The organism is Gemmatimonadaceae bacterium (genome assembly GCA_020852815.1).
Lineage (GTDB): Bacteria > Gemmatimonadota > Gemmatimonadetes > Gemmatimonadales > Gemmatimonadaceae > SCN-70-22.
Window position 1 is genome coordinate 370,015 of sequence record JADZAN010000002.1, and the last position, 25,780, is coordinate 395,794.

Below are 25,780 nucleotides of genomic sequence, written 5' to 3' on the forward strand. Positions count from 1 at the left end.
TGAATCGTGAGGCGCCGTGTCAGCGCGCGGCCTGCTGCAAAGTAACAGTTGTTCCTGCGGGAATCACGGCGGACGGACACTTCCCGGCGAGGGCGCACGCCCCGCAGCGCGGCTTCCGGGCATCGCAGGTGCGCCGGCCATGCCAGATGAGGAGGTGGGAGAGCATGGTCCACTGGTCGCGGGGGAAGAGGCGCATCAGGTCCTGCTCGACCTTGATGGGGTCGGTCTCGCTCGTTAGGCCGATCCTGTGGGCCAGGCGCAGCACGTGGGTATCCACGACCACGCCGGCATCGATGCCGAAGGCGTTGCCGAGGATGACGTTCGCCGTCTTGCGCCCAACGCCGGGAAGCACGACGAGCGCTTCCATGGTCGACGGCACCTCGCCGCCGTGCTGCTCGGTGATCGCGCGTGCCATGCCGATGAGCGATTTCGACTTGGCGCGGAAGAAGCCCGTCGTCCGGATGATGGCCTCGACCTCCGCGGGCTCGGCGGCCGCGAGCGCACTCGGCGACGGGAAGCGGCGGAACAGCTCGGGCGTCACCATGTTCACGCGCTTGTCGGTGCACTGCGCACTGAGGATCGTGGCGGCCAGGAGTTGGTACGGCGACTGGAAGTTGAGTTCGCAGTGCGCGTCGGGGTAGAGCGCGGCCAGTTCCCGATAGATCCCCGCGGCGGCGGCCGGTGTGGCGTTCCTCGGGGGCGTCGCTTTCCTCGTACGCCGACGCTTCGCCTCTCCCTTCGCCCTCCCCTTCGCCTTCCCCTTCGCCTCTCCCTTCGCCTTTCCCTTCGCCTTTCCCTTCGCCGCCGGAGCCGTTCGACTAACTGGCATCTGCAGCTTGGGCGGAAAGGGATCGCGGTGCGGTGGCAGGCGCGGCGGCGCGAGCGGGAAGGCGCGCGCTGCGCCGAGCCGCGGCGAAGGCGAGGACCTCGTCCACGTCGCCGGCGTTCAGGACGTCGTGGCGCGACAGCCATCCCTTGCGCGCGATGCCGACGCCGAGGGCGACGTGATCCAGTCCGGCGATCGAGTGCGCGTCCGGCCCGATCTCGATTCGCGCCCCGCGCTCGTGCGCCTCGCGCAGGTAGCGCCAGTCGAGGTCGAGACGGTGCGGGTCTGCGTTGAGCTCGACGGCGACGCCCGATGTGGCCGCCTTCTCGATCATCGCCGACACATTGATCGCGTACGGCTCGCGCGTGAGGAGGAGGCGGCCGGTCGGGTGACCGACGATGGTCACGTGGGGGTCGTCCATCGCCTTGAGGACGCGGTCTGTCATCTGCGTCTCGTTCATCCCGAAGCGTGAGTGCACCGAGGCGATCACGTAGTCGAATCGATCGAGGAGCGCGTCGTCGTAGTCGACGCGCCCGCAGGGGAGGATATCGGCCTCGATCCCCTTGAGCACGCGGAAATCGGACATGGAGGCATTCACGCCGTCGATCTCCTCGTGCTGCCGCAGGATCGCTTCGCGCGACAGTCCGCCGGCGTATGATGCCGACTGCGAGTGGTCGCTGACCCCGAGGTAGCGCCAGCCGCGCGCAAAGGCCGCCTGGGCGAGTTCGGCGATGGTCCCCGCGCCATCGGAGTGGTGGGAGTGGCAGTGCAGCACACCCTGAATGTCCGCCAGCTGCACGAGCGTCGGGATGGCCTCGGCGTGCGACACCTCGCCCAGCCCCTCGCGCAACTCGGGGGCGATGTATGGAAGTCCGGCGGCGACGTAGATCGCGGCTTCGTCATCGATGCGGATGGGGCGACCGTCGGCGTCGCGCACCTCGTCGCTACCGATCGTGATCCCGCGCGCCGCAGCGGCGCGAACCACGTGGGCGGCGTGCGTCGCGCTTCCGGTGGCCCACCAGAGCGCGAGCGGAAAGCGCGCCTCACTCACGCATCGCAGGTCGAGGCTGGTGCCGTCGTCATAGCGAATCGTGACCATCGGCCCCCCGCCGCCCAGCACCTGGCGCACGCCGCGTCCGTGCGCGATGGCCGACGCCACGAGCGACGGCGCGCCGCGAACCGCGGCGACGATGTCGATGTCACCGACGGTCTCGAGGTGACGCCGCAGCGACCCGGCCACCTCGGCGCGCACGACGTCGGGATGCGCGCGCAGCGTGGCGAGGAGGCGTTCGGCGTCGTGTGCGGCGTGCGGATACAGGAGGCGCGCACCGCTTCCTCGCAGGTTCGCGATGCCGCGCAACACCTTGTCGGCGGTGCGCTGTCCAAAGCCCGGCAGCGACGCCAGCCGTCCGTCGCGGGCGGCCTGTTCCAGTCCGTGCAGCGACTCGATGCCGAGTCCTTCGTGCAGGCGGTGGATCTTCGCCGTCCCCAGTCCAGGGACGCGTTGCATCTCCAGCAGCCCCTCGGGGGTGTTCTCGCGCAGCTGCTCGAGGTACTGCGAGTCGCCTTGCGCGGCGGCGTCGCGCAGGACGTCGACGACCGTTTGGTCGAGCCAGGGGAGCGCTCCCTCCGCCCGTTCCCCGCTCGCGGAAAGGAGCGGCGTGAGATCGTCGATCGCCAGCGCGTGCAGTGCGCGAGATGCCGACTCGAAGCTGCGTGACTTGGCGCGCGACTCGCCCCTCAGTTCCAGCAGGGTGGCAATCTCGGCGAGGATGTGTGCGGCGTCGCGCGGTGAGAGCATGGCGCCAATATACGCCCGCGACCGTCACCGTTCCCGGCGGCGTCAGCCGTGCGTGCGGTGATTCAGGCGGTCACGCCGGCAAAGTGCCGTAGCTGGCCGACCATCGCATGCAGCTTTCGCTCCGTCTCGTCGATCTCGGCGGCCGCTTCCTCCACGTCGAGCAGCCCGGCGCGCATCGAGGTCGCGACCTTGTTGAGGTAGCGGATGTTGTTCAGCACGTCCTGGGTGGCGCGGCGCAGCCCGTGAAAGCGGCGCTTGTCGCTCTGCGCGCGCTGGAAGCGCAGGACCAACTCGGGCTGGCTGAGCTGGCGGGCGTGCGCGAGTACCTCGTCGGGGGAGCTGCCCGGGATCGACCCATGATCGCGAAAGCCGTCATCATCCCATTCGTCGTCCTCGAACCAGAGGTGGCCCACGTGTTCGACGCCATCGAACTCGACGGCGACGGAGACGTTGAAGCGTCGTCCCTCGATGTCGACGGTCGTCACGTGCAACTGCTCGATGGGGGAAGTCATGGTCGGCGTGCTCACTTGCCCGGGGAGGATGTATCCTCGAGGAATTGTCCGATCGCGCTGAAGAGCGCATCGGGCCGCTCAACGTACGGTACATGGCCGCTCCCCTCAAGGACGACGCAGCGCGCACCCATCGCACGCGCCGCGGCGAGCGTCGAGTCGGCCGGAATGGGATCGGCCCAGCCATGCACCATGAGTGTCGGCAGGCGGAGCGCGGAGAGGAGGGGGATGAGGTCGAAATCTCCCAGCGACTCCCAAACTGACTGCTGCACGCGCGCGGTGACGCGGAACGGCGTGAGGTCGCGCGCGCGATCGGGGTGCGCGAAGTAGCCGGCGACGCTCAGCTCGAACGTCCGTTGCCGGTAGGCGGCCGGGTCGCGCTCGCGCAGTCCGCTCGCCGCCAGCTCGGCGCGCAATCGCGCGATCTCCGCTCCCGATTGCCGGCGCGCGAACTCGGTCTCGAAGGCTTCACGCCAGGTGCGTGACAGTGGGGCGGGGTCGATGAGGACGAGTCGCGCCGGCGGGGTGAGGTCGTCGCGACGCGTGGCTTCGAGCGAGTACAGGAGGGCGAGCATCGCCCCCCATGAGTAGCCGACGATGGTGAGCGGATGTGCGCCGAGTTCGTGGATCACCTTTCCCAGGTCGTCCACGTGGACGCGCCAGGTGATCGGCGCCGATGCGTCGGTGCGCGAGCGGCCGCCGCCTCGCTGGTCGTAGAACAGCAGCTCATGTCGATCGGCGAGGGCGAGCATCTGCGGGAGCAGGTACTCGTGGTGGGCGCCGGGACCGCCGTGGAGCACGACCAGCCTGGGCGATGACTCGGCACCGTAGGCGCACCAGTAGAGCGGAACGTCGGTGGACGCGGTGGCGCCCTCGGCGCGCGGTGCAGGGATGGGGAGCGGCATGGGTGAAAGCTACGGGCGGTCCCGTGGCCGCGCCTCGGGCAGCGCCGGCTCACCTCGAGGTTGCTGGCCGCCGCCACGACTACCGGCTATCGTGCGGAGAGGAAGGGCACGATGACCCCGGATCGCGAGTGCAGTCGGGAGGCGATGATGCAGCAGTACCGGCACGTGCGACGATCGCTACGCGTGGGAATGGCAGCGGCATGTCTGGTGGTTGTGCTCGTTCCCCCGGCGCAGGCGCAGGGCCGCCGCGCACGCAAGAGTTCACCGCCCCCCGCCTCGACGCTCCCTGAAGGGTGGGTGGCGCGCCTCGATCCCCAGGAGGAGAAGCGCGGTCGGACCCTGGCGGAGGTGACGCTCGAGGGTGACTCGCTCGCGTTGCACGTGGCGGGTGGCCCCGCGGTTACGCTGTGGAACAATGCGTATCACGCCGAGGGGCGCTTCATGGTGTGGGGGAGTTTCACGCAGACGCGCGCCACGACCCCTCCCGGGGGATACGGCCCGTTCATCGGCGGGACGTCGCTGGACGGGAAGGAGTACAACTACCTCTACTGCGCTGTACATGGCAACGGCGCGTACTCCATCAAGCACCGCTTTGGCGGGGAGCTGCACACGCTGGTCGAGCGCCGAGTGAGCGGGGCCATCCGCCCCGCCGACGCCAGTGGCAAGGCGAGCAACGCGATCGGGTGGCTGGTCGACGAGACCAACGTGGCCTGCGTGATCAACGGCACCTCGGTGTCGACCTTTCCCCGCACGCTGCTGCTGGGGCCCGGGAAGCTGGAGTCGATCGACGGGATCTTCGGCCTGCACGTGGATCGTGACGTGGACGTCCGCATTACCGAGTTTGGGGTGAAGCACTGAGCGTGCGCCGCGCTGCCGCGCGTCAGCCTCCCGCGCGGCGCGTCAGCGTCACCGTCACGGTGAGTCGGGCGGTGTCGCGCAGCACCACCAGCTCCACCTGCTCTCGCGGTGCGTGGGAGTAGAGTGCATCGGTGTAGGTGTAGAGGTCGGTCACGCTCTTCCCCCCGATCGAGATGATGACGTCACCGGCGCGAAGTCCCGCCGCCTCGGCCGGCGACCCCGGGCGCACTCCCGTCAGCCGCACGCCGCGCACGTCGGTGGCCGCCATGTCGGGAATCGAGCCCAGGTAGGGCTGGGGGCCGGAGCGCGTCGGCATCCCGGTCTGCGTGGCCGTCGCCGGCGCGCGCACGAACGTGAGGCGCGACGGGCGGTTGCCCAGGGTGCGCACGATTCGCTCGGCGAAGGCCGCCACGCGCGCCATCCCGGCGGCGTTGATGCGCGCCGCGTCGTCGGTGGCGCGATGATAGTCGTCGTGCAGGTCAGTGAAGAAATGCAGGACGGGAAGGTTGCGCAGGTAGAACGAGGCGTGGTCGGATGGCCCCGCACCGTCGCCGATGGCGATGAGCGTGAGCGCAGGGGCGACGTTGGCGTCGTTGACGATCGCCGCCAGCTCCTTCGCCGTCGCCGTTCCGTACACCATCAGCTTGTCCTCGCGCAGGCGCCCCACCATGTCGAAGTTGAGCATGGCCTGCACCGAGTCGAGCGGGAACGGCGCGTGATCGACAAACCATGCGGAGCCGAGGAGCCCAAGCTCCTCCCCGCTGAACGCGACGATCGCGACGGAGCGTGCCGTGGGGCGCGCCGCGAGCAGGCGCGCGAGTTCGAGCACGGTCGCCACGCCGGACGCATTGTCGTCTGCTCCGTTGCGGATGGCGTCGCCGGCCTCCGGGTCGAGTGCATTGAAGCCGCTGCGCCCCAGGTGATCGAAGTGCGCGCCGAGCACGATCACCTGCCGGCGAAGCGCCGGGTCGCGCCCCTCGATCATCGCCACCACGTTGGCGGTCGGCATCTCCGGGGGAAGGCCGGCGCGCTGCGCGACCGCCGAGCGGGCGACGAACGGCTGCACAAAGCCCGGCGTGCAGCGGACGGTGCACGTGGGAGGCGACACGACCGCCCGCAACCGGAGCGCGGCGAATCGTCGCGCGATGAAGGCGCGAGCGCTGTCGTTGCCGGCGGTCCCGGTCCGCCGCCCTTCGAGGGCGTCACTGGCGAGGTAGCCGACATCCGCTGCGAGGCGCGCGCTGTCGGGGGTTGCGACGGGAAGGGAGGCAGCTGACGGGGCGCCGCCCCCATGGCAGGCGCCCTGAATGGTCAACGAGAGGGCGGCGAGCAGCGACGCCGGCAGCCGGAAGCCGCGCTCGTGCGCAGCCGCTCCAGGCAGGGACAGGGGTGTGGCGCGAGACATGGAGCACCCGAACAGGGGAGGGTACGGGCAAGGATACCGGGGGCACTCGGGCCGGTACAGCGGGAGACGGGATGACAGCGCGTGGGGCAAGCACCGTGGGCACGCGTTTCGCCACTGGGGGCGAGAGCGTCCTATTCATCACAGGGAACCCCGTTCGTCACGCCCCTCCCGCATGTCGTCAATCTTCGAGTCCGTCCGCGCCATTGCCCGCCTGACCTGGTTGCTCTCGAATCGCCCCACGGCGGTGGAGGAGCAGAAACGGACGTTGCGCGAAGCGATCGGCGGCATTCGCGGGGCTGGGCTCGTCCTCTCGTTGGCCGAGCTGAATCGTTCGCTGGCGGCGGCGACGCAGCTCGAGCCGGTCCCCGCCGAGGTGCCGTGGCTGTCCGAGCTGTCGGCGCGCATGGCCGGGCACGCGGTGATGCTGTTCGACATTGCCCCGGAGGTGAAGGCGGCGGACCTGCTGGGAGTTGCTCGCGTGCTCTCATCGCCGCCGGTAGCTGGCGACGAAGGCGCCAACTTCGACGCGCGGTGCCGGGAGCTTCAACTCACGACGATCGATATCCGCATGGGGCGCGTCGGCTTCCTGCGGCGCGCGACGCCGATATCGTCGGGGCGCATTGCCGTGACGCCGCCGGCGCAGACCCCGCCGCTGGGAATCGGGGCCGTCCCCGCCCTGCCGGGCGCAGTCGCGGACGGTGGCGGGAAGCGCACCCCGCCGCGCGTCGTGCGGGAGGTTGCGCGGGCGCCGCGGGGAGCGGCGGGTGGCGCGGCCGGCGACGAGCGATTGCAGGACGACGAGGAGGCGATGATGGCCTCGGCCATGTCGCGCGACGCGAGCCCGCGCCTGATCGACGCGGTGCTCCAGCATCTCGACGCCCCGCTCGACGCCAGCAGCGCCCCGGTGGTGCTGGACGAGTATTCGCGCACCGTGGAGGACCTGGCGCGCGACGGCCGGTGGGAGGGGGTGGGGTTGCTCCTGCGGCGCATGGTGGCGCGTGAGGGCGAGGTCACGAACGCCGACGTGAAGCGCAGTTTCGTCATCCATCTGCGGCGGCTCTTCAAGCCGGGGGTCCTGCGTGGCGTGGCGCAGTTTGTCGCGCGTCGACGCGAGTTGCGCGAGGAGATGGCGCCGGTCTTCAACCGCGCTGGCGAAACGGGGGCCGAGGTGCTCATCGAGCTGATGGTTGCCTCGAACGTCACCTCCGAGCGCCGTGCCTTCCGGTCGATGCTCGCCAGGTGCCCGGACGCGACCGAGCAGCTGCGTCACCTGCTGCAGGACGCGCGGTGGTACGTGGTGCGCAACGCTGCCGAGCTGTTGGGCGAGATGGGGGTGGTGGAGTCCGATGCGGCGCTCATTGCCGCGCTCAGGCACAGCGATGCGCGCGTTCGCCGGGCCGTGGCGGGGGCGCTGGCTCGCCTCGGCACCGCGCGCGGCGTGCACGCCGTGCAGGGGCTGTTGGGCGACAGCAACGCCGCCGTGCGACTGCAGGCGGTGCACGGGCTATCGTCGGCGCGCGTGTCGCGCTCCGTTCCCGCGCTGCTGGCGGCGCTGGAGCAGGAGTCGGACCCCGAGCTGCAGCATGCGCTGCTGCATGCGTTAGGCGCGCACCCCACCGATGCGTCGGTGAGCGCCCTGTCGCAGGCGGCGCAACCGGGCGGGCTCCTGACGCGCAAGTCGACCGCGTATCGCCTGGCGGCCGTGCACGCGCTGGGCGAGGCGGCCACGCTGACCGCGCTCTCGGTGCTCCGTCGGCTGCAAGCCGACAAGGATCGCGAGGTGCGCGCGGCGGTATCGCGGGCGCTGATGGCCCATGCGCAGGGGGTGCTCGCCCCCGCCGGAGGGGCGCGCGGCTGAGGCGATGCGTGCCTGAAGGCGCCCGCGATGCGGGCGCCTTCAGGCGCACGGCAAGTGGGCGCCGGGTGTGCGGCGCGTGCGGGCGACGCCTAGGGCTGGCGGTCCAGGATGGTGAAGCCGTAGACCATGTCGACCTTGAGCTTCGCCACCTTGTCGCCGGTGCGCACGAAGGTGAGGCGCTGCCCGTCCTGGTCCCAGGTGTCGTTGCCGAGGTAGTGCAACTCGCCGGGCTTGGGGTTGGGGCCCATCGCCACGGTGGCCATGAGCTTGTTGCCGTCAGGCGCAATCCTGATGGTGAGATCCATGCCGCGTCCCACGCCGACGTAGGTTCCCGCCAGGTCGCCCAGCGAACCGGCATAGGGCTGCGTGGCGCGCGCCTTCTTCCCGAACACGCGATCGGCGATGGCGGCGACGACCGGGTCGGGGGGGAGTCCGGTGGAGTTCGAGAGGACGACGATGACCGCGTCCTCGTCGGGGAAGTAGTCCGAGGCCGAGAGGAAGCCGTTGATCCCGCCGCCGTGCTCGATGACGCGGTGCCCGTTCACGTCGTGCATGCTGATGCCGAGCCCGTAGCGCAGCCTGGTGCCGTCGTTGAGCGACTGCGGCGTGATCATCTCCTGGTACGATGCGGCCGGGAGCACCTTGCCGCCGTGCAGCGCGCGGTTCCACGCCAGGAGGTCGCCCGCCGTGGAACAGAGCGAGCCGGCTGCGTATGGGTAGGTGTGACGCAGGAAGCCGGCCTTCTGCAGCCCCTTGGGGCCCATGTCGAATCCCTTCACCTTCCCCTTGATGATGGCCGACTCGGAGCAGTAGTGCGAATCCCTCATCCCGACCTTGTCGAAGATGCGCTCCTTGACGAAGTCGGCGTACGACTTGCCCGAGAGCTTCTCGATGATGAGTCCGGCGAGGAAGAACGCCGAGTTGTTGTAGATCTCCCGTTCGCCCGTGTCGAAGTTGAATGGCTCCTTCGAGAAGAGGGCCACAAGCGAGTCCTTCGGGAGGTCGCGCACCATCATCGGGCCGAACTGCGGCATCTCGGTGTAGCCCTTGATCCCCGAGGTGTGGTTGAGCAGCTGACGGATGGTGATGCGGTGCCCCTGCGTGGGAAAGTCGGGGAGGTACTTCGTGAAGTCGTCGTCGAGCGAGAGCTTCCCCTCGTCGCGCAACATCAGGATTGCAGTGGAGGTGAACTGCTTGGTCACCGAACCGATCTCGTAGACGGCGCGCGGTGGCGTGGGGGTGCCGAGTTCGAGGTCGGCGGAGCCGTAGCCCTTGAGGGCGAGCGTGTCGCGCCCCTTCACCACGGCCACCGAAAGTCCGGCCCCCTTGCCCTCCTTGAGGAAGGCGCCGGCAATGGAGTCGATGGCCTTGGTGAGCGCGACACGGCGCGCGCCTTGCGCCTGCGCGAACGCTGTCGTGGATGCCAGCGGGAGCGCGGCGGCGAGACCAATGCCGGCGAGCCGGATGGCGGCGCGCCGAGCCCGGCGTGAGGTGCAGGAGTGGATGAGCATTGGCCGAGGACGGGAGGGAGGCAACCGGATTTGTATACAAAACTCGCCCGTTCCGTACGGCGCCGCCACTCCCCCGGTTTCGCCCGGCACGGCCTAACGCACGAGGGGCGGCGCCGCAGCACCGCCCCCCTCCCTGCAGCCGTCCCTCCGCCGCGCTACCGCGCCGTGAAGTCCGTGGCGCCCGAGATGCTGCGGCAGGCCTCCGCCAGCAGGTCGGCGGTCCGATCCAGGTCGTCGAGCGACACCATCTCGTTGGGGGAGTGCATGTAGCGGTTGGGGACCGAGACCAGCGCGGTCGCCACTCCCTCGCGCGCGAGGTGGATGAAGTCGGCGTCGGTACTCGTGTCGCGACCGGCGGCGTGCACGGAGTAGGACATCGTCAGGCGCTCGGCCGATTCGCGCAGGATGCGGTACACGACGGGCGAGTTGACCGACCCGCGCGTGAGGACCGGCCCGCCGCCGAGCTTGTGCTCCCCGACTTCCTTCTTCTCGGGCCCGGGGTGGTCGGTGGCGAAGGTGACGTCGACGGCGATGGCCATCTGCGGGTTGATGCGGGCCGCTGCCACCAGGGCGCCGCCACCGTGCAACCCGATCTCCTCCTGCGCCGTGGCGACGGCGACCACCCGCGCACGCCCCGGATTGGCCGCATAACGACGCAGTGCCTCGAGGACGACGAAGGCTCCGATCCGGTTGTCGATCGACCGTGATGCAATGCGATTGTTGGGGAGTTCGACCGTCCGCGAGTCGATCACCCCAGCGTCGCCGATTGCCACGAGCGCCAGCGCCTCGTCCTTGGTCGCGGCGCCGATGTCGACCCAGAGATCGGAGACGCGCGATGCCTTTTCCCGCTCGTCGGGCTTCATGAGGTGGATCGGCTTCTTCCCGACCACGCCCACTACATCGCCGTTGCGCCCGGCAAAGCGGATGCGCTGCCCAACGAGGACCTGCGTGTCCCACCCGCCAATCAGCGCGATATAGACGAGCCCACCGTCGTCGATCCAGGTCGCGATCACCCCGATCTCGTCGATGTGGCCGGCGAGCATCACGGTCACCTCACCGCCGCCCGCCACCTCGGCCATGCTGTTCCCCATGACGTCGGCCGACGTGGATGCGAAGGGAGCGGCCTCCTCGCGCCAGACGCGTGCGGGGGCCGCCTCGAAGCCCGATGGCCCCGGGGTGTCGAGGAGACGCTTGAGGAAGGCGACAGATTCGGGGGAGAGCATCGGCGGGCGGGTGGTGGCGGGAGTTGCGGGAAGCTACTGCGGTCAGCAAGGGAGCGGCCGATCGAACGGGCCGGGCCCTCTCACCTCATCCTACGGCACCAGGATCGCTCCCCGCGCCAAGTCCAGTGGCGTGAAGCATCCCGGGTTGAACAGCCGGGCCATGATCTCGATCCCCTCGACCAGTCGTGGTCCGGGGCGCGAGGTGAAGGCGTTGCCGTCCATCACGACCACGCGCTTCGAGCGTGCCCACGCCCACTCGTCGCGTGCGAGGGTGGCTCGCGCTTCCTTGTCGGCGCGCTCCAGGGCGAAGCCGCACGGTGCAAAGACGATCACGTCGGGTGCGGCGTCTCGGACTGATGGGGCCGGGCAGGGGCGGGAGTGCTCGCCGGCGGTGGCCAGGGCGTCGACACCGCCGGCGCGGCGCACCATGTCGGGGACCCAATGACCGGCAGCGTACACCGGGTCGGTCCACTCGATGACGGCCACACGCGGGCGCGGGGCGCCGGCCGCCTTGAGCGTCTCGTGCACCCGGCGCATGCGTGCGCGCAGCCCGGCCACCAGCTCGCGCCCCTCGTCCTCGGCGCCGACCACGAGCGCCAGCCCCTCGATGGACGCCAGGACCCCCTCCAACGTACGGGCGGCAATCGTGTGAACCTGCGCCGGCGGGGTGAGGGTCGACGCGATGCGGTGCATCTCGCGCTCGTCGATCGCGCAGACCTCGCCGAGTCCCTGGGTGACGATGAGCGCGGGGTGGAGCGCGCGCAGCATGGCCTCGTCGAGGGTGAACAGCGCCTGGCCGCTCCCGGCGGCGATATGCACCTGCCGGTCGATGTCGAGCGCATCGTGCGCGGCGTCGATGCGGCTGGCGGTGACGTGCGGCAGCCGCAACGCGGCGTCCGGAACATCGCAGGCGTGGGTGACGCCGGCCACGCGCCCCCACACGCCGAGTGCGGCGAGGATCTCGGTGGCGGCGGGGAGGAGCGAGACGATCGGGGCGTTGTGGCTGGCGGCCGTTGCGGTCGCCGCCCCGTCCGTGTCGTCATTCATGGGCCGTCACGCACGGGCCGTCACGCATGGGCCGTCACGCACGGGCCGTCGCGCAGGGGAGTGACCAATGCTGGTCACTCACCGGCCGTCGGGAACGCGAGGAGGGTGAGGACCAGGTAGACGACGCCCAGCAGGTACCAGCGCGAGTTGCCGGTGAGCAGCCAGATCACCCCACCCATGAGCGGGACCGCCTCGCCGGCGGCCCAGCCTACGAGCGACAGGGTGCGCACCTGTTGCACCCGGCGGGCGTTGCGGAGGGCGAGGAACAGCACGAGGCAGGCCGCCATCGACGCCCCCCAGACGGCGCGCGCCCCCCAGAGGAGGGTATTGAGGCCGGCCGGGTCGAAGTCCGGCGTGGAGCTGCGGCGAATGAACCAGACCACTGCGCCGAACATCAGCACGCCGGACAGCATCGCAATGCGGATGATCACCATCGGGTTCATGCTCTGGCTCCTGGGCGGCATTGCGGTTGGCGGGTGAGGGAAGGGGGGCGTACGGGGATGCGGAACGGGCGATTCGGCATCGCTCAGTCGTGGATGGTCGTTCCCGACTCCCGGCGATACACCGCCTTGCCGGCCACCCACGTCGATAACACGTTGGTCTTCAGCACCAGTTCGGCGGGGACCTGCATGATGTCCTGGTCGAGCACGACGAAGTCGGCGTACTTCCCGGGTTCCAGCGACCCCACCTCCCGTTCCATGAAGGCGGCCCACGCGGCCCACATCGTCATCGACTTGAGCGCCTCGTCGCGCGTCATGCGCTGCTCGGGATACCACCCGCCGGCCGGCCAGTTGTTGTCGTCCTGGCGCGAGATGGCGGCGTGGAACGACAGGAGCGGGTTGGTTTTCTCCACCGGGAGGTCGCTCCCGTTGGGAATGATGACGCCGGAATTGAGGAGCGAGCGCCAGGCGTAGGCGCCGAGGAGGCGCTGCGGGCCAAGGCGGTTGCCCGCCCAGTACATGTCGCTCGTCTGGTGCGACGCCTGCATGGACGGGATCACGCCTAACTGCGCGAAGCGCGGAATGTCTTCCGGGTGGATGATCTGCGCGTGCTCGACGCGGAAGCGATGATCGCTTGACGGGGCGTCCTTGAGCGCCGCCTCGAACTCGTCCAGCACCACGCGGTTGGCGCGGTCGCCGATGGCGTGCACGTTGAGCTGGAAGCCGCGCCGCAGCGCCTCCGCGCCCACACGGCGCACCGCGCCCGCCGGGACGAGCGTGAGCCCGCTCGTCCGCGCATCATCGCTGTAGGGTTCGAGCAGCGACGCCCCCCGCGAGCCTAACGCACCGTCGGCCACCATCTTGATCGACTTGATCCACAGGTGGCCATCGTACAGCGCTGACTGCGGCCCGCGCGCGAAGTAGTGCGCCAGGTTGGCCGAGTCGCCGGCGACCATCACGTAGTTGCGAACCGAGAGCTTTCCCTCCTTCGCCAGCTCCTCGAAGACATCGATCGATTCCTTCCCCACCCCCGCATCCTCCACGCTCGTCAGCCCCCAACGGTTCATCTCCTGCGCGGCGGCGATGGCGGCGGCGCGCAACTCGTCGTGCGTCGGGGGCGGGATGACCTTCTCGGCAATCGCCATGGCCGCGTCGACGAGGACGCCGGTGGGGACGCCGTTCGCGGCGCGCTCGATATGCCCGCCAAACGGGTCCTTCGTGGCGGGGGTGAGCGCGGCCGCCTTGATTGCCGCCGCGTTGAGCAGCGCCGCGTGCCCGTCCACGCGTTGCAGGAAGACCGGGTGGTTGGGGACGGCGGCGCTCAACTTCTCATGCGTGGGGAATCGCGTGTCGGGCCAGTCGTTCTGGTCCCAGGCCGCGCCGAGTATCCAGCGCCCGGCGGGCGTGGTTTTGGCGCGTTCGGCGACGCGTGCAATCACCTCGTCATATGAGGTCGACCCGCGCAGGTCGACCGTGGCGAGCGCCTGCCCCAACCCCATCATGTGAACATGGGCGTCGATCATCCCGGGAATGACCGTCTTTCCGCCCAGGTCGACCAATTGCGTTTCGCTCCCCTTCATCGCGGTGATGAGGCGCGACGGCCCGGTGGCCACGATGCGCCCGCCGCGAATCGCCATGGCGTCGACCACGGGGCGGTTCTGGTCCACCGTGTAGATGCGGGCGTTGGTGACGATGAGGTCGGGCGCCTGCGCCGCGGCGGCCGCGAGCGGGAGGACGAAGGCGCTCGCGAGCGTGCGTACGAGCGCGAGCGTGGCGGTGGAGCGATGGCGAGGGATCATGACCGATCGTGGGAGGCGGGAGCGATGGCGCAATCTGTGGGGGCGCGACGCACGCGGGGAGGGTCGCGCCCCCGGTTCGAGTGGCGCGACCCTCCCCATTGTCGCATCGACCAGGCCCGCGACCTACCGCCCTTCGGTGGGCTGCGGCCGCGCCGTGCGGCGCAGCGGGCGCCAGCGGCGCCAGGCCAGCGCGGCCAGTCCCGCCAGGAGTGCGAGGGGGATGACGATCCCTAACGAGGCAATGAAGGCGGCGACGAAGTGCACGAAGTTGCGCCAGGCATCGAGGAACGCCTCGCCGATCACGTTCTCGCCCGGGGTCCCCGGGGAGACGAGGGGAAGGCGCTCGTGCACCGTCACGGTGAGCGTGCTGGTGGCCACGCGCGACTTGAGGTAGTTGAGCCGCCCCTCGAAGCGCTCGATCTCCTCGCGCACCCGCGCCAGTTCACGCTCCACGTTGAGGACGTCCTCGAGCTTCCCGGTGCGCGTGGCGAGCAGCGTTACCAGGCGGTCCTCGAGGCGGCGCGCGTTGGCGGTGCGCGCCGTGAGGTCCACGAACTCCTCCCCCACGTCTTCGGCATTGGAGGTCACGCTTTCGACCTTGCCGATGGGGCGAAGGGTCGCCAGGGCCTCGTCGTAGCGCGCCGCGGGGATCTTGAGCTCGATGGTGGCGCTGCGCACCTCGTTCTCGCCGGCGGAGAGCGACGTGTTGCCGACCCACCCCCCTAACGAGGTGGCGATGCGCTGCACGGCCGCGATGGCGGTCTCCAGCGAGTCCACCTGGACCGAGGCGGTCCCGGTGCGGATGATCATCGACGTATTCGTGCGGCCGGCGCCCTGGGCCGCGGCGCTCCCGCTGGCAAGCGCCGACTGCGCTCCGCCAGGTGCCGCCTCCTTGGCCTGGGCGAAGCCGCTCGGGGCGATGGCAACGGGGGCGGCCGCGATGTCGGCGACCGGCGGCGTGGCGGGGTAGTTCGCGTCGCGCTGTAGAGATGCCTGCGGCCCCGAGTCGGCGCGGCTACCGCAGGCTGCAACGACGGCGACCACGACGAGCGACAGCGGGGCAAGGAAGCGACTGCGGCGGGACATGGTGCGTCTCCGGGTTGCTGGAAGTGAAGAGCGGTTGGTGTTTGGTCGCTCGGAAGAGGAGACGTTCGCGGTCGGGAAAGTTGCACACCGGGGCTGCCCCTCCGCTTTAGCACGCGCACCCTGCCCCGGCGGCGGCTCATCCCTCCCGCCCGGCCGCCCTACCCCGGGCCCATTACCTTTCGCGCACTTCCATCCCAGACGTCATGCACTCCCTGTCGCTCCGCGCCGTTTCCTCGCTGGTCGTACCGATCGTCTCGCTCGCCTTCGCGCTTCCCGCGGCGGCCCAGCGCGGGGGCGCCAAGGCCTCCGATGTCTCGGCGCCGGTGAGCGACCTGCGGTACGAGGTGTCGTTCACGGGAGCAACCGCGGCCGAGCGCGTGCTGAAGGTGACGACGCGGTTTTCGGTGAGTGGGCGCGATCCGGTGCTGCTCTCGCTTCCGGCGTGGACCCCGGGGGCGTACGAGCTGTCGTTCTTTGCCCGCAACGTCCTCAACTTCGCGGCGACGGGTGACGGCAAGGCGCTCACCTGGGACAAGCTCGACTACGACACCTGGCGCATTGCAACTGGCGGGGCGAAGGCGGTGACCGTGACGTTCGACTACCGCGCCGACTCGCTCGACAACGCCATGGCCTGGTCGCGCGACAACTTCGCCTTCTTCAACGGGACCAACCTCTTCCTCTATCCCGAGGGGCGCGACGCATCGTTCGGCGCCAGCGTGACCGTCACCACCGAGGCCAACTGGCAGGTGACGACGGGGATGGCGTCGACCGGCGCGCGCACCTACAGCGCCCGCAACTACCACGACCTGGTCGACATGCCCTTCTTCGTGGGCGCGTTCGATGTCGACTCGCAACTCGTGCGCGACAAGTGGGTGCGGCTGGCGACGTATCCCGCCGGCGGGCTCTCCGGCGACGCGCGCCGCACGTTCTGGGAGCAGGTGCAACGCGCCTTTCCCCCGATGATCGACGTGATCGGCGATGTCCCGTACGACACGTACAGCATCCTCGCGGTCTTCGATTCGTCGTCGATGGGAGGGAGCGCGCTCGAGCACGCCAACTCGCACGTGGGGATCTACACGCCGTTCATCATCGGCAACACCGCGCTGCCGTCGATCACCGCGCACGAGATCTTCCACCTGTGGAACGTGAAGCGGATGCGCCCGGCGGACATGGTCCCGTACCGCTATGACCGCGCGCAGCCCACCACCTGGCTCTGGGTGAGCGAGGGGATCACCGATTACTACGCCGACCTCGCCCTCGTGCGCGGCGGCGTGGTGGATTCGAGTGAGTTCCTGCGCATGACGATGGCCAAGATCGACGAGGTCGCTTCGGCCCCCGCGGTCGCGCTCGAGGATGCGTCGCTGTCGACGTGGATCCACCCCACCGATGGGAGCGGCTATCTCTACTATCCCAAGGGATCGCTCGCGGGATTCCTCCTCGACATCTACATCCGCGATGCCAGCGACAACTCGGCGGGGCTGGATGCGGTGATGCGCGAGGTGTACCAGAGGAGCCACGCCGCGGGGCGCGGCTTCACGTCGCAGGACTGGTGGGGGGCGGTGCAGCGCGCGGCGAAGGGGAAGTCGTTCACCGACTTCAACGCCAGGTACATCGACGGGCGCGAGCCGTTCCCGTGGGGCGCAGCGTTGCCGCTGGCGGGGCTCAAGCTCAAGTCGGACACGTTGCGCGAGCCGCGGCTCGGTGTCTTCACGGCGATGGACTCCACCAGCACGGCCGTCATCGTCACCGAAGTCGAGCCTGGGGGCGCCGCCGACGCCGCAGGGGTGAAGCGCGGCGACGCATTGATCAGCGTGGGCGAGATCCCGGTGAGCGAGGGATTCGGGACGCGCTTCCGCGCCCGCTACGGGCGCGCCGAGGGCGAGTCGATCGCGCTCACGGTGCGTCGCGGCGGCAAGGAGCTGACGCTGACGATGGTGGTGCGGATGTCGATCCAGGTGCAGCAGCGCATCATCATCGACCCCGCGGCATCGCCCAAGGCACGCCGCGTGCGCCGCGGCATCCTCACGGGAAGGGTGGACGGGGCCCCGAACCCCTGACGCCTGCGCGTCCGTCGACCCGATGACCCAAACGGGGCAGCCGAGTGGCTGCCCCGTCGTTGCATCTGGCGCATCGCTCCGCGCTACGACGTGACCTTGTCGCCGACGTACTTTCTGATCCAGCCCAGCACCTCCTGGTACCAGAGGCGCGAGTTCTGGGGCTTGAGGATCCAGTGCCCCTCATCGGGATAGATGACGAAGCGCGACGGCACGCCCTGCCGCTGCAGCGCGCTGAAGAGCGAGACGCCCTCGTAGTACGGGACGCGGAAGTCCTGTTCCCCGTGCAGGACGAGCATCGGCGTCCTCATGTTGCCGGCCGAGAGATGCGGCGACCAGCGGCGATACTGCTCGTCCATGGCCTTCTGCTGCCAGAACGGGGCGCCGAACTCCCACTCGGTGAACCAGATCTCCTCCGTGGCTCCGTACATGTTCTCCAGGTTGAAGATCCCCGCGTGCGAGACAAGCGCCTTGAAGCGGTCGGTGTGGCCGGCCATCCAGTTGACCATGTAGCCGCCGAACGAGCCGCCGGCAGCCGCAACGCGAGTCCCGTCCATCCACGGGTTCCGCGCCAGCGCGGCATCGAGCCCCAGCATGAGGTCCTCGTACACCTTGCCGCCCCAGTCCTTCGTGACGCCGTCGGTGAAGGCCTGCCCGTAGCCGGTGGAGCCGCGCGGGTTGATGGCCACCACCGCGGCGCCGATGGAGGCAAACAATTGGAAGCTCCAACGTCCGCCCCAGTTGTCGAGCCACGCGCCTTGCGGCCCGCCGTGAATGAGGAAGACGACGGGGTATCGCCTGGCCGGGTCGAAGTTGGGCGGCTTGACGATGAAGCCATGCACCGAATCGCCCTGTGCGCCGGCGAACCAGAAGTCCTCGGCGGGGTTGAGCGAGAACGCGGTGAGTGCGGCATCGTTCTCGTGCGTGAGCTGCCGCTCGCGCCCCACCGGTTCCCTCGTGGGGATGTCGGGGCGCACCCAGACCTCGGCCGGGTGGTCCACCGCGTCGCGGAGCCAGGCCAGCGTGCGCCCATCGCGCGACGCGGTGAAGCTTGTGTTGTTGTTCGCCGTGATCTCGGCCGTCGGCGGCATGGCCGCGCTCCCCGACGCCGTGAGCGCAATCCGGAAGAGCTTGTCCCGCCCGCGGTCGCCCGTGCCGACAAAGAGGGTGCGACTGTCGGGGGCGAAGAAGTACGACTCGGCGTTGCGGTCCCAGGCGGGGACGAGTTCGCGCGTGCTGCGCGACGCGCGATCGTGGAGCATCAGGCGCCAGCGATCGGACTCGAAGCCGGCACGCGCCTGCGACGCGAAGGCAATGAAGCGTCCGTCGGGCGAGTAAACCGGGTTCTGGTCGGCTCCCTTGTTGCTGGCGGTGATCACCGTGGGGGCGCCGCCGGCGGCGGGGACGGTGTAGACGTTTACGTCGGTCGACCACGCCTCTTCGCGCCCGGCGTCCTTTGCCGTGTAGGCAACCTCGTGTCCGTCGGGCGAGAAGGCGTACCCCTCGCTCCCCCCAAACGGCGGCAGCGGTACGTCGTAGCGTGCGCCGGCGGTGAGGTCCTTCATTGCGCTGCCGTCGGTGGCCACGATGAACAGGTGCGAGCGCGTGCCGTCGCCCCAGGCGCTCCAGTGGCGGTACATCAGCGACTCGGTGACCCGCGCCTTGACCTTGCTGTCCGCCTGGGCACGGTCGCGCGCCGCGTTGCACGCGTTGTCCGAACACTCGGGGTAGACCGTCGTCGTGAAGGCGATGTGGTCACCGGCGGGCGACCAGACCGGGCCGCTGGCGCCGCCATTGAGCGTCGTCAGCTGGCGCGGCGCCGAGCCGTCGGCATCGGCAATCCAGAGCTGTCCCTGCGCGATGTAGGCCACCTGGTTGCCGTCGGGCGACCAGCGCGCCTCGGTGACCTGCAGTGAATCGTTGGGCCAGCGCCGTGTGGCACCACCGGCGAGCGTGACCATCCATGTCGAGGGGACGCGCCGGTTGGCCTCGACATCGGTGACGCGAACGGTGTAGAGCAGGTGCGCGCCATCGGGCGAGAGCTGCGGGTCGGCAACCGCGCGCAGCGATGCCACATCGTCCCAGGTGATGGGGCGCCGCCCCGGCGTCGGTTGTTGCGCGTGCCCCGCCGCCACCGGCGACGTGAGCAGGGACAACGCGATGGCTGGGACGAGGGTGTGCACTCGAGGGCGCATGGTGTTGGCTCGTTCAGGGGCGCGTGGACCGCGCGCGCCGGGCGGGGGGTGCTGCGGGGGATGCTACGCGTGCGCGGCGGAGGGCGCCCTGAAGCCGGCGCCTATGCGGCCGCACCTTACATCTTGATGCAGGAGGTCGGCTTCTGGTATCGGGGGGCGGGGCGGGAGCCGTCCGACTTGTACCACTCCACCTTCGTGGCGTCGCGCGGCGGCGCGCCGCGTGCCGGCGTGCGCATGAGCGCCTCGATCTCGTCGATTTCGCGGGGGAGGCCGCACGACACCCACTCCACGCCCTGTTCGGTGACGACGTAGTCGTCCTCGATGCGCACCCCGATGTCGGCGTACTGCTTCACGGTCGCGCCGATCCGTGCCGCCAACTGCGCATTGCGCGGCGTGCGAGGGAGGATGTCCAGCAGGTTACCGCGCACGTAGATCCCCGGTTCGATGGTGAAGGCGCTTCCCGGGGCAATCACGCCTGAGTAGTAGAACTGCTCCGGATCGTGCACTTCCAGCCCGATCCCGTGCCCCAGGCCGTGCATGTAGTACAGTTGCACCTGCGGGCACTGCCGCGGCGTTGCGCCGTCGGTGCAGTCGTAGGTTGCGCTCGGCGACTCGATGAGGCCAAGCCGCGCCAACCCGTTGGCGATGACGGCGCGCGCCGAGTCGTTCATCTGGCGTGCCGGCGTTCCCGGGCGCGCGTTGCGTTCGGCGGAGGCCTGCGCCTCGCGCACCACCTGGTACACTGCGCGCTGCTCCGGCGTGAAGGTGCCGCTCACCGGGAACGAGCGCGTGAGGTCGGCCGCGTAGCCCTGGTACGTGGCGGCGACGTCCATCACGACGATGTCGCCGGCTTTCACGAAGCGATCGTCCCTGTTGTAGTGCAGTGTCGTCGAGTTCTCGCCGGAGCCCACGATTGATGCGTACGCCGGTCGGTCGGCGCCGTTGCGCCGGAACATGTACTCGACCAGCGCCTGGATCTCGAACTCGTTCATCCCCGGCTCGATGGCCAGCATCGCCTCGCGGTGCGCGTCCATCGAGATGGCGATCGCCTTGCGGAGGATCTCAAGCTCCCCCTCGCTCTTGGTGGCGCGCAGTCGGGCCACCTGCTGGTTGGCCCCAGCAATCGAGAGTTTGGGGTAGCGACGGCGCAGTTGATCGACGAACCGGTCGTCGCCGTTGAGCGTGTCGCCCGACTCGGCGATGTCGGCGAGGAGGCTGAGCTTCACCTCGCCCTGGAGGAGCGAGTCGAGCGCCGCCTCGAACTCGCCCGACAGGCGCGTCGCGACCTGCGTCATCTCGGCGGCCGCGGCGGTGCCGTTGCGCCTGCCGCTCCACACCTCCTGCGCCGGGTTCTTCCCCTGCACGAAGAGCGTCCAGCGCGCCTCCCCTCCCCTCTTCGTCATGAGGAGCGTGGCGTCGGCCTCGCGGTACCCCGTGAGGTACAGGAAGCCCGGCGACTGGAAGAACGACATGTAGTCCTGCACCGGCGACACCGCCCCCCTGGCCACGAAGACGCCGTCTCCCAGCTTCCCAGCGAGCGCGGCGCGACGTTGCGCGTACTCGGCGAGCGGGATCTGCGCGCCGAGCGTGGCCCCAGCGATGAGCGGTGCGACGGCGGTCGCGACAAGGGCGGCGGCAGCGATGGCGCGCGTTGCGGCCCGCGTGCGAAGGGCGTGGGCGTGGGCGTGGAGCATCCGAACCCGGGAGGAAGGGAGGGGGAGGGGGAGGGGGGGCCGAACGGGCGGCAACGAATCGCTGCCGCCCGTGAAGAAACCGCGATTCAAGCTACACCGGAATAGCCGCTCCGGTTCAGCGGTCGCGCCGTTCGCGCCAGTCGCGCCAGTCGCGCCAGTCGCGCCAGTCGCGCCGTACGCGACGCCCCTACTTGAGAACCGCCTTGGCGATGGTCTGCAGCTGCATGTTGGAGGTCCCTTCGTAGATCGTCCCGATCTTTGCGTCGCGGTAGAACTTCTCGACCGGGTAGTCCTTGGTGTAGCCATAGCCGCCCAGCAGCTCGACGCAGAGCGAGGTCGTACGTTCGCACACCTGCGAGGAGAAGAGCTTGGCCATGGCCCCCTCGCGGGCGATGTCCTGCCCGGCGTCCTTGAGGCGTGCCGCGTTGTACACCATGAGGCGGGCGGCCTCGACCTCGGTGGCAGCCTGCGCCACCTGGAACTGGATCCCCTGGAACTCGGCGAGCGCCTTGCCAAACTGGCGTCGCTCCTTGAGGTAGGCGGTGGCCGCGCCTAACGCGCCCTGCGCAACGCCGATCATCTGCGCCCCGATCCCGATGCGCCCCACGTTGAGCGTATCGATGGCGATCTTGTACCCCTGTCCCACGGCGCCGAGCACGTTGGCGTTCGGCACGCGGCAGTTGTCCAGGAGCAGCTCCACCGTGCTGGAGGCGCGGATTCCCAGCTTGTCCTCCTTCTTGCCCACGGCGAAGCCCGGGAAGTCGCGCTCGACGATGAAGGCCGTGATGCCCTTGTAGCCGGCGGTGGGGTTCGCGTTGGCAAAGACGATGTAGACGCCGGCCTCGGCGCCGTTGGTGATCCAGAGCTTGCGCCCGTTGAGGATCCAATCGTCGCCGTCACGCTCGGCGCGCGTGGCCAGGGCAAAGGCGTCGGAGCCGGAGCCGGCTTCGGAGAGCGCGTACGAACCGACGGTCGCGGCGGTGAGCGCCGTGAGGTATTCGCCCTTCTGGGCGTCGGTGGCGTACGTGCGCAGCGGGTACTCGACGAGCGTGTTCTGCACGTCGACGAGAATGGCGGCCGACGCGTCGACCTTGCTGAGTTCCTCCACGGCGAGCGCGACCATCATCAGCGAGCCACCGGCGCCGCCATGTGCTTCGTCGACCTCGATCCCCATGAGACCGAGCTCGAACACCTTGGCAACGATGGATGGGTCGACCTTGCCGTTGCGCTCCATCTCGCTCACGAGGGGGCGAACCTCGTCGTTGGCGAAGGCGGCGACGGCGTCGCGAAAGAGGACTTCGTCCTCGGAGAGCGTCGTGAGCGGGGCGGTCATGGTCGTGTGGAGAGGAATGGGCCCGTCGCGCCGGCCGCGCGTGGGGGCGCGGCCGGCGAGACGCCTCGTAATGTACTGCGCGCGGCCGCCGCCCGTCGCTTACGTGCTGAACTCGCCGGTGGCGCTGCCGGGGAGCTGGGCACCGGCCGGCTCCTCCCACTCCGCCGCTTCCACGACGACGTTGCGGGCGCGCCACTTCTCCAGCGCGAGGTACAGCGTGGGGAGGACGAAGAGCGTGAGGATCGTGCTGGTGATGAGCCCCCCGATCACGACGCTGGCCAGCGGGCGCTGCACCTCGCTCCCCGGGCTGTGCGAGAGCGCCATCGGGACAAAGCCGAGCGAGGCCACCAGCGCGGTCATCAGCACCGGACGCAAACGATCCGAAGCGCCACGCCGCACGGCCAGGTCGAGCGCGAGCCCTTGCGTGCGCAGCGCGTTCATGTGCGTGACGAGCACGACGCCATTGAGCACCGCGATGCCGAACAGCGCAATGAAGCCGATGCTCGCCGACAGGTTGAGGTTGAGTCCCCGCAGCCACAGCACCGCGATCCCGCCCACCAGGGCGAACGGGACGTTGGTCAGGACGAGCAGTGACTGCGTGATTGACCGGAACGAGGCAAAGAGCAGGAGATAGATGAGGAGCAACGCCACGGGGACAACGACGGCCAGGCGCCCCGTGGCCCGCTGCTGGTTCTCGTATTGTCCGCCCCACTCGAGGAACGTCCCGGGCGGGAGCGGCACCTCGCGGGCAATGCGCTCGCGCACTTCCTGCACGAACGAGCCCAGGTCACGCCCGCGCACGTTGCTCAGCACCAGCGCGCGGCGCTGTCCGTCCTCGTGGCCGATGAGTTCCGGCCCGGTCGTCGAGACCAGCTCGGCCACGGCGTCGAGCGGGACGATTGCTCCTGACGGCGTGCGGATCGTCAGCTGCGCCAGCGCGGCGATGTCGTTGCGCTGTGCATCGGGGTAGCGCACCACCAGCCCGATACGCCGCGGTCCGTCCACGAGTTCGCTCGCCACCTGCGAACCCATGGCCAGCTCCAGCGGGCGCTGCACGTCGGCCACCGAGAGCCCGTACTGCGCCAGCGCGTCTCGCCGGATGCGGATGGCGATCTGTCCCGAACCTTCACTCACCTCGATCGCCGCATCGGCGTTGCCCGGCACGGTGCCGATGATGCGCAGGATCCGGTCGGCAATGGCCTGGTTCCGCTCGATGTCGTTGGACACGACCTTGATGCCAAGGTCGGTCTTGATGCCGCTCTCGGCCTCGTCGAGTCGCATGGCCAGCGGCTGCGTGAAGGAGATCTCGAGCCCGGGGATCACGGCGAGCGCGGAGTCCAGCGCCACCACGAGCTCCTCCGCCGTCTCGCCATTGACCCACTCGTCCTGCGGCTTGAGGATGACGTACATGTCGCCCTCGAAGAGCCCCATCGCCTCCGTGGCGAGGTCCGGACGCCCCTCCTTGGTCACGACCGTCACTACCTCGGGAAACCCCTTCACGATCCGTTCGGCCTGCAGCGAAAGCTTAGTCGCCTCGGCCAGCGACACCGACGGCAGGCGCCGCGTGGTGATGAGGATCGACCCCTCGTTGAGCTTGGGCATGAACTCGGTCCCGATCCACCCTAACGACGCCACCGCGATGGCCACCAGCGCCACCGAGACGCCGACGATCTTCACGCCCCGCGCCAGGATCCACTCCAGCGACCGCTCGTACCGGCGGTTCAATCCCTCGAAGAACGGGCTCGGCTTCTCCACGTGATGGTGCAGCAGCCAGCCGCTGATCGACGGCACGTAAGTGAGCGCCAGCAGGAGCGAGCCCAGCACCGCCGTCACGACGGCGAAGGCCATCGGCTTGAACATCCGCCCCTCCATCCCGTCCAGCGTGAAGATCGGGATGTAGACGGCGACGATGATGGCGATGCCGAAGAGGATCGGGCGCCCCACCTCGACGGCGGCCGAGCGAAAGAGCGAAAAGCGCTCGCTCTCCCGCCCGTGCTCGAGCCGGCGCACGAAGTTCTCGACCATCACCACGGAGGCATCGACGATGAGGCCGAAGTCCATGGCGCCGAGGCTCATCAAGTTGGCCGAGTAGCCGAAGAAATACATTCCGCCAAAGGCGATGAGCATCGAGAGCGGGATGACCGAGGCCACGATCAGCGAGGCCCGCACGTTGCGCAGGAAGAGAAAGAGCACCGCGATGACCAGCAGCCCGCCCTCGATCAGGTTCTTCGTGAGCGTATGCGTCGTCCGGCTCACGAGGTCGGTCTGATCGTAGAACGGGATGATCTCGACGCTGGACGGAATCGCGGCGCGAATCTCGTCCATCCGCTCGCGCACCGCCTTGATCACGCGTCGCGAGTCGGCCCCCTTGAGCTTGAGCACCATCCCGCTGACGACTTCGTGCGTTCCGTCCTTGGTTACCGCTCCCTGTCGCGGGAGCGCGCCGAGCTTCACGACGCCGACATCGGTGATGCGCACCGGCATCCCGTTGACCGACGTGATCACGATCTGCTCGACGTCGCGCGCGCGCTCCACGCGCCCCAGCCCGCGCAGCGTGTAGCGCTCGCCACCCGTCTCCAGGTACGAGCCGCCGAACGACATGTTGTTGTCGGCCAAGGCGCGGTGCACGTCGTCGATTGTCAGGCGGCGCGCCGTGAGTCGCGTGGGATCGACCTCGACTTGCACCTGCTCGGTGAGGCCGCCCCACGAGTTGACCTCCGACACCCCGGGCACGGTGCGCAACCGCGGCCGGACCGTGTACTCCTGGAGCGTCTTGAGCTCCGTCAGCGAGAGCGAGTCGCTGGTGAGGATGTACTGATACAGCTCGCCCATCGGTGTCGAGACGGGGCCCAGCGTGGGCTCGACGCCGGCCGGCAAAGCCCCCTTCGCGTCGTTCAGCCGCTGCTGCACCAGCGTCCGCGCGAAGTAGATGTCCATCTTGTCGGGGAACGGGACCGTGATGAGCGACAGCCCGAACTTCGACACCGAGCGCACCTCATCCGCTCCCTGGATTCCCATCAACGAGGATTCCAGCGGATAGGTGACGAGACGCTCCACGTCCTCGGGCGCCATTCCCGGCGCCACGGTGATCACCTCGACACGCGTTCCCGTGAGGTCGGGAAACGCATCGAACGGCACCCGCATCAGCGCGTACAGCCCCAACCCCACGATCGTCAGCACGCCACCGATGACAAACAGCCGGTTGCGCAGCGAGAACTCGATCAGCCGGTGCATGC

18 protein-coding genes are annotated in these 25,780 nt (G+C 69.4%); 3 read left to right on the forward strand and 15 right to left on the reverse strand.

What is annotated here, in order from left to right; genetic code table 11:
* Positions 1–19: 19 nt before the first annotated feature.
* The 4 genes from nth to IT359_02605 all read right to left on the reverse strand — a co-directional run bounded on the left by nth (position 20) and on the right by IT359_02605 (position 4,041).
* A complete protein-coding gene (gene nth / locus IT359_02590) occupies positions 20–829 on the reverse strand; it encodes an endonuclease III (protein ID MCC6927857.1) in 810 nt (269 codons plus the stop codon).
* Positions 819–2,627, reverse strand: coding sequence for a DNA polymerase/3'-5' exonuclease PolX (polX, locus tag IT359_02595; protein MCC6927858.1), 1,809 nt, complete (start codon positions 2,625–2,627; stop codon positions 819–821). Before polX ends, nth begins: the two co-directional genes overlap by 11 nt.
* Positions 2,628–2,689: 62 nt before the next feature.
* Positions 2,690–3,139 (reverse strand): hypothetical protein, encoded by a 450-nt coding sequence (locus IT359_02600; GenBank protein ID MCC6927859.1) that lies wholly within the window; start codon positions 3,137–3,139, stop codon positions 2,690–2,692.
* Between the two features lie 11 nt (positions 3,140–3,150).
* On the reverse strand, positions 3,151–4,041 hold the full coding sequence (locus IT359_02605; GenBank protein ID MCC6927860.1) for an alpha/beta fold hydrolase: 891 nt from the start codon (positions 4,039–4,041) through the stop codon (positions 3,151–3,153).
* Between the two features lie 111 nt (positions 4,042–4,152).
* On the opposite strand from IT359_02605, the gene IT359_02610 reads away from it, so the two are divergent.
* Positions 4,153–4,899, forward strand: a complete 747-nt coding sequence (locus IT359_02610) for a hypothetical protein (protein MCC6927861.1) — start codon at positions 4,153–4,155, stop codon at positions 4,897–4,899.
* A 22-nt stretch (positions 4,900–4,921) separates the two neighbouring features.
* Here IT359_02610 and IT359_02615 read toward each other — a convergent pair whose 3' ends face one another.
* Positions 4,922–6,304, reverse strand: coding sequence for a M28 family peptidase (locus tag IT359_02615; protein MCC6927862.1), 1,383 nt, complete (start codon positions 6,302–6,304; stop codon positions 4,922–4,924).
* 172 nt (positions 6,305–6,476) lie between these two features.
* Between IT359_02615 and IT359_02620 the strand changes: the two genes are divergently transcribed.
* A complete protein-coding gene (locus tag IT359_02620; GenBank protein ID MCC6927863.1) occupies positions 6,477–8,162 on the forward strand; it encodes a HEAT repeat domain-containing protein in 1,686 nt (561 codons plus the stop codon).
* 89 nt (positions 8,163–8,251) lie between these two features.
* Here IT359_02620 and IT359_02625 read toward each other — a convergent pair whose 3' ends face one another.
* The 6 genes from IT359_02625 to IT359_02650 form a co-directional block, all read right to left on the reverse strand.
* A complete protein-coding gene (locus IT359_02625) occupies positions 8,252–9,673 on the reverse strand; it encodes a beta-lactamase family protein (GenBank protein ID MCC6927864.1) in 1,422 nt (473 codons plus the stop codon).
* 155 nt (positions 9,674–9,828) lie between these two features.
* A complete protein-coding gene (locus IT359_02630; protein MCC6927865.1) occupies positions 9,829–10,896 on the reverse strand; it encodes a M42 family metallopeptidase in 1,068 nt (355 codons plus the stop codon).
* 90 nt (positions 10,897–10,986) lie between these two features.
* A complete protein-coding gene (locus IT359_02635) occupies positions 10,987–11,943 on the reverse strand; it encodes an ABC transporter substrate-binding protein (GenBank protein MCC6927866.1) in 957 nt (318 codons plus the stop codon).
* Positions 11,944–12,017: 74 nt separating this feature from the next.
* Positions 12,018–12,407 (reverse strand): hypothetical protein, encoded by a 390-nt coding sequence (locus tag IT359_02640; protein MCC6927867.1) that lies wholly within the window; start codon positions 12,405–12,407, stop codon positions 12,018–12,020.
* 62 nt (positions 12,408–12,469) lie between these two features.
* Positions 12,470–14,182, reverse strand: a complete 1,713-nt coding sequence (locus tag IT359_02645) for an amidohydrolase (protein MCC6927868.1) — start codon at positions 14,180–14,182, stop codon at positions 12,470–12,472.
* A 123-nt stretch (positions 14,183–14,305) separates the two neighbouring features.
* Positions 14,306–15,268 (reverse strand): DUF4349 domain-containing protein, encoded by a 963-nt coding sequence (locus IT359_02650; protein ID MCC6927869.1) that lies wholly within the window; start codon positions 15,266–15,268, stop codon positions 14,306–14,308.
* Positions 15,269–15,471: 203 nt separating this feature from the next.
* Between IT359_02650 and IT359_02655 the strand changes: the two genes are divergently transcribed.
* Entirely contained in the window at positions 15,472–17,325 is a 1,854-nt protein-coding gene (locus tag IT359_02655; protein MCC6927870.1) for a M61 family metallopeptidase, read from the forward strand.
* An 83-nt stretch (positions 17,326–17,408) separates the two neighbouring features.
* Here the strand turns inward: IT359_02655 and IT359_02660 are convergent, their stop codons facing one another.
* The 4 genes from IT359_02660 to IT359_02675 all read right to left on the reverse strand — a co-directional run bounded on the left by IT359_02660 (position 17,409) and on the right by IT359_02675 (position 25,778).
* Positions 17,409–19,517 (reverse strand): S9 family peptidase, encoded by a 2,109-nt coding sequence (locus tag IT359_02660; GenBank protein ID MCC6927871.1) that lies wholly within the window; start codon positions 19,515–19,517, stop codon positions 17,409–17,411.
* A 116-nt stretch (positions 19,518–19,633) separates the two neighbouring features.
* Positions 19,634–21,211: an aminopeptidase P N-terminal domain-containing protein gene (locus tag IT359_02665; GenBank protein ID MCC6927872.1), complete on the reverse strand. Its 1,578-nt coding sequence runs from the start codon at positions 21,209–21,211 to the stop codon at positions 19,634–19,636.
* A gap of 187 nt (positions 21,212–21,398) precedes the next feature.
* On the reverse strand, positions 21,399–22,544 hold the full coding sequence (locus IT359_02670; GenBank protein MCC6927873.1) for an acyl-CoA dehydrogenase: 1,146 nt from the start codon (positions 22,542–22,544) through the stop codon (positions 21,399–21,401).
* A gap of 99 nt (positions 22,545–22,643) precedes the next feature.
* Positions 22,644–25,778 (reverse strand): efflux RND transporter permease subunit, encoded by a 3,135-nt coding sequence (locus tag IT359_02675; GenBank protein ID MCC6927874.1) that lies wholly within the window; start codon positions 25,776–25,778, stop codon positions 22,644–22,646.
* Positions 25,779–25,780 lie beyond the last annotated feature (2 nt).

Bases quoted from the DNA above. Each gene is read 5' to 3' on its own strand.
- nth (MCC6927857.1), bottom strand. From the start codon at position 829: ATGCCAGTTAGTCGAACGGCTCCGGCGGCGAAGGGAAAGGCGAAGGGA.
- polX (MCC6927858.1), bottom strand. From the start codon at position 2,627: ATGCTCTCACCGCGCGACGCCGCACACATCCTCGCCGAGATTGCCACC.
- IT359_02600 (MCC6927859.1), bottom strand. From the start codon at position 3,139: ATGACTTCCCCCATCGAGCAGTTGCACGTGACGACCGTCGACATCGAG.
- IT359_02605 (MCC6927860.1), bottom strand. From the start codon at position 4,041: ATGCCGCTCCCCATCCCTGCACCGCGCGCCGAGGGCGCCACCGCGTCC.
- IT359_02610 (MCC6927861.1), top strand. From the start codon at position 4,153: ATGACCCCGGATCGCGAGTGCAGTCGGGAGGCGATGATGCAGCAGTAC.
- IT359_02615 (MCC6927862.1), bottom strand. From the start codon at position 6,304: ATGTCTCGCGCCACACCCCTGTCCCTGCCTGGAGCGGCTGCGCACGAG.
- IT359_02620 (MCC6927863.1), top strand. From the start codon at position 6,477: ATGTCGTCAATCTTCGAGTCCGTCCGCGCCATTGCCCGCCTGACCTGG.
- IT359_02625 (MCC6927864.1), bottom strand. From the start codon at position 9,673: ATGCTCATCCACTCCTGCACCTCACGCCGGGCTCGGCGCGCCGCCATC.
- IT359_02630 (MCC6927865.1), bottom strand. From the start codon at position 10,896: ATGCTCTCCCCCGAATCTGTCGCCTTCCTCAAGCGTCTCCTCGACACC.
- IT359_02635 (MCC6927866.1), bottom strand. From the start codon at position 11,943: ATGAATGACGACACGGACGGGGCGGCGACCGCAACGGCCGCCAGCCAC.
- IT359_02640 (MCC6927867.1), bottom strand. From the start codon at position 12,407: ATGCCGCCCAGGAGCCAGAGCATGAACCCGATGGTGATCATCCGCATT.
- IT359_02645 (MCC6927868.1), bottom strand. From the start codon at position 14,182: ATGATCCCTCGCCATCGCTCCACCGCCACGCTCGCGCTCGTACGCACG.
- IT359_02650 (MCC6927869.1), bottom strand. From the start codon at position 15,268: ATGTCCCGCCGCAGTCGCTTCCTTGCCCCGCTGTCGCTCGTCGTGGTC.
- IT359_02655 (MCC6927870.1), top strand. From the start codon at position 15,472: ATGCACTCCCTGTCGCTCCGCGCCGTTTCCTCGCTGGTCGTACCGATC.
- IT359_02660 (MCC6927871.1), bottom strand. From the start codon at position 19,517: ATGCGCCCTCGAGTGCACACCCTCGTCCCAGCCATCGCGTTGTCCCTG.
- IT359_02665 (MCC6927872.1), bottom strand. From the start codon at position 21,211: ATGCTCCACGCCCACGCCCACGCCCTTCGCACGCGGGCCGCAACGCGC.
- IT359_02670 (MCC6927873.1), bottom strand. From the start codon at position 22,544: ATGACCGCCCCGCTCACGACGCTCTCCGAGGACGAAGTCCTCTTTCGC.
- IT359_02675 (MCC6927874.1), bottom strand. From the start codon at position 25,778: ATGCACCGGCTGATCGAGTTCTCGCTGCGCAACCGGCTGTTTGTCATC.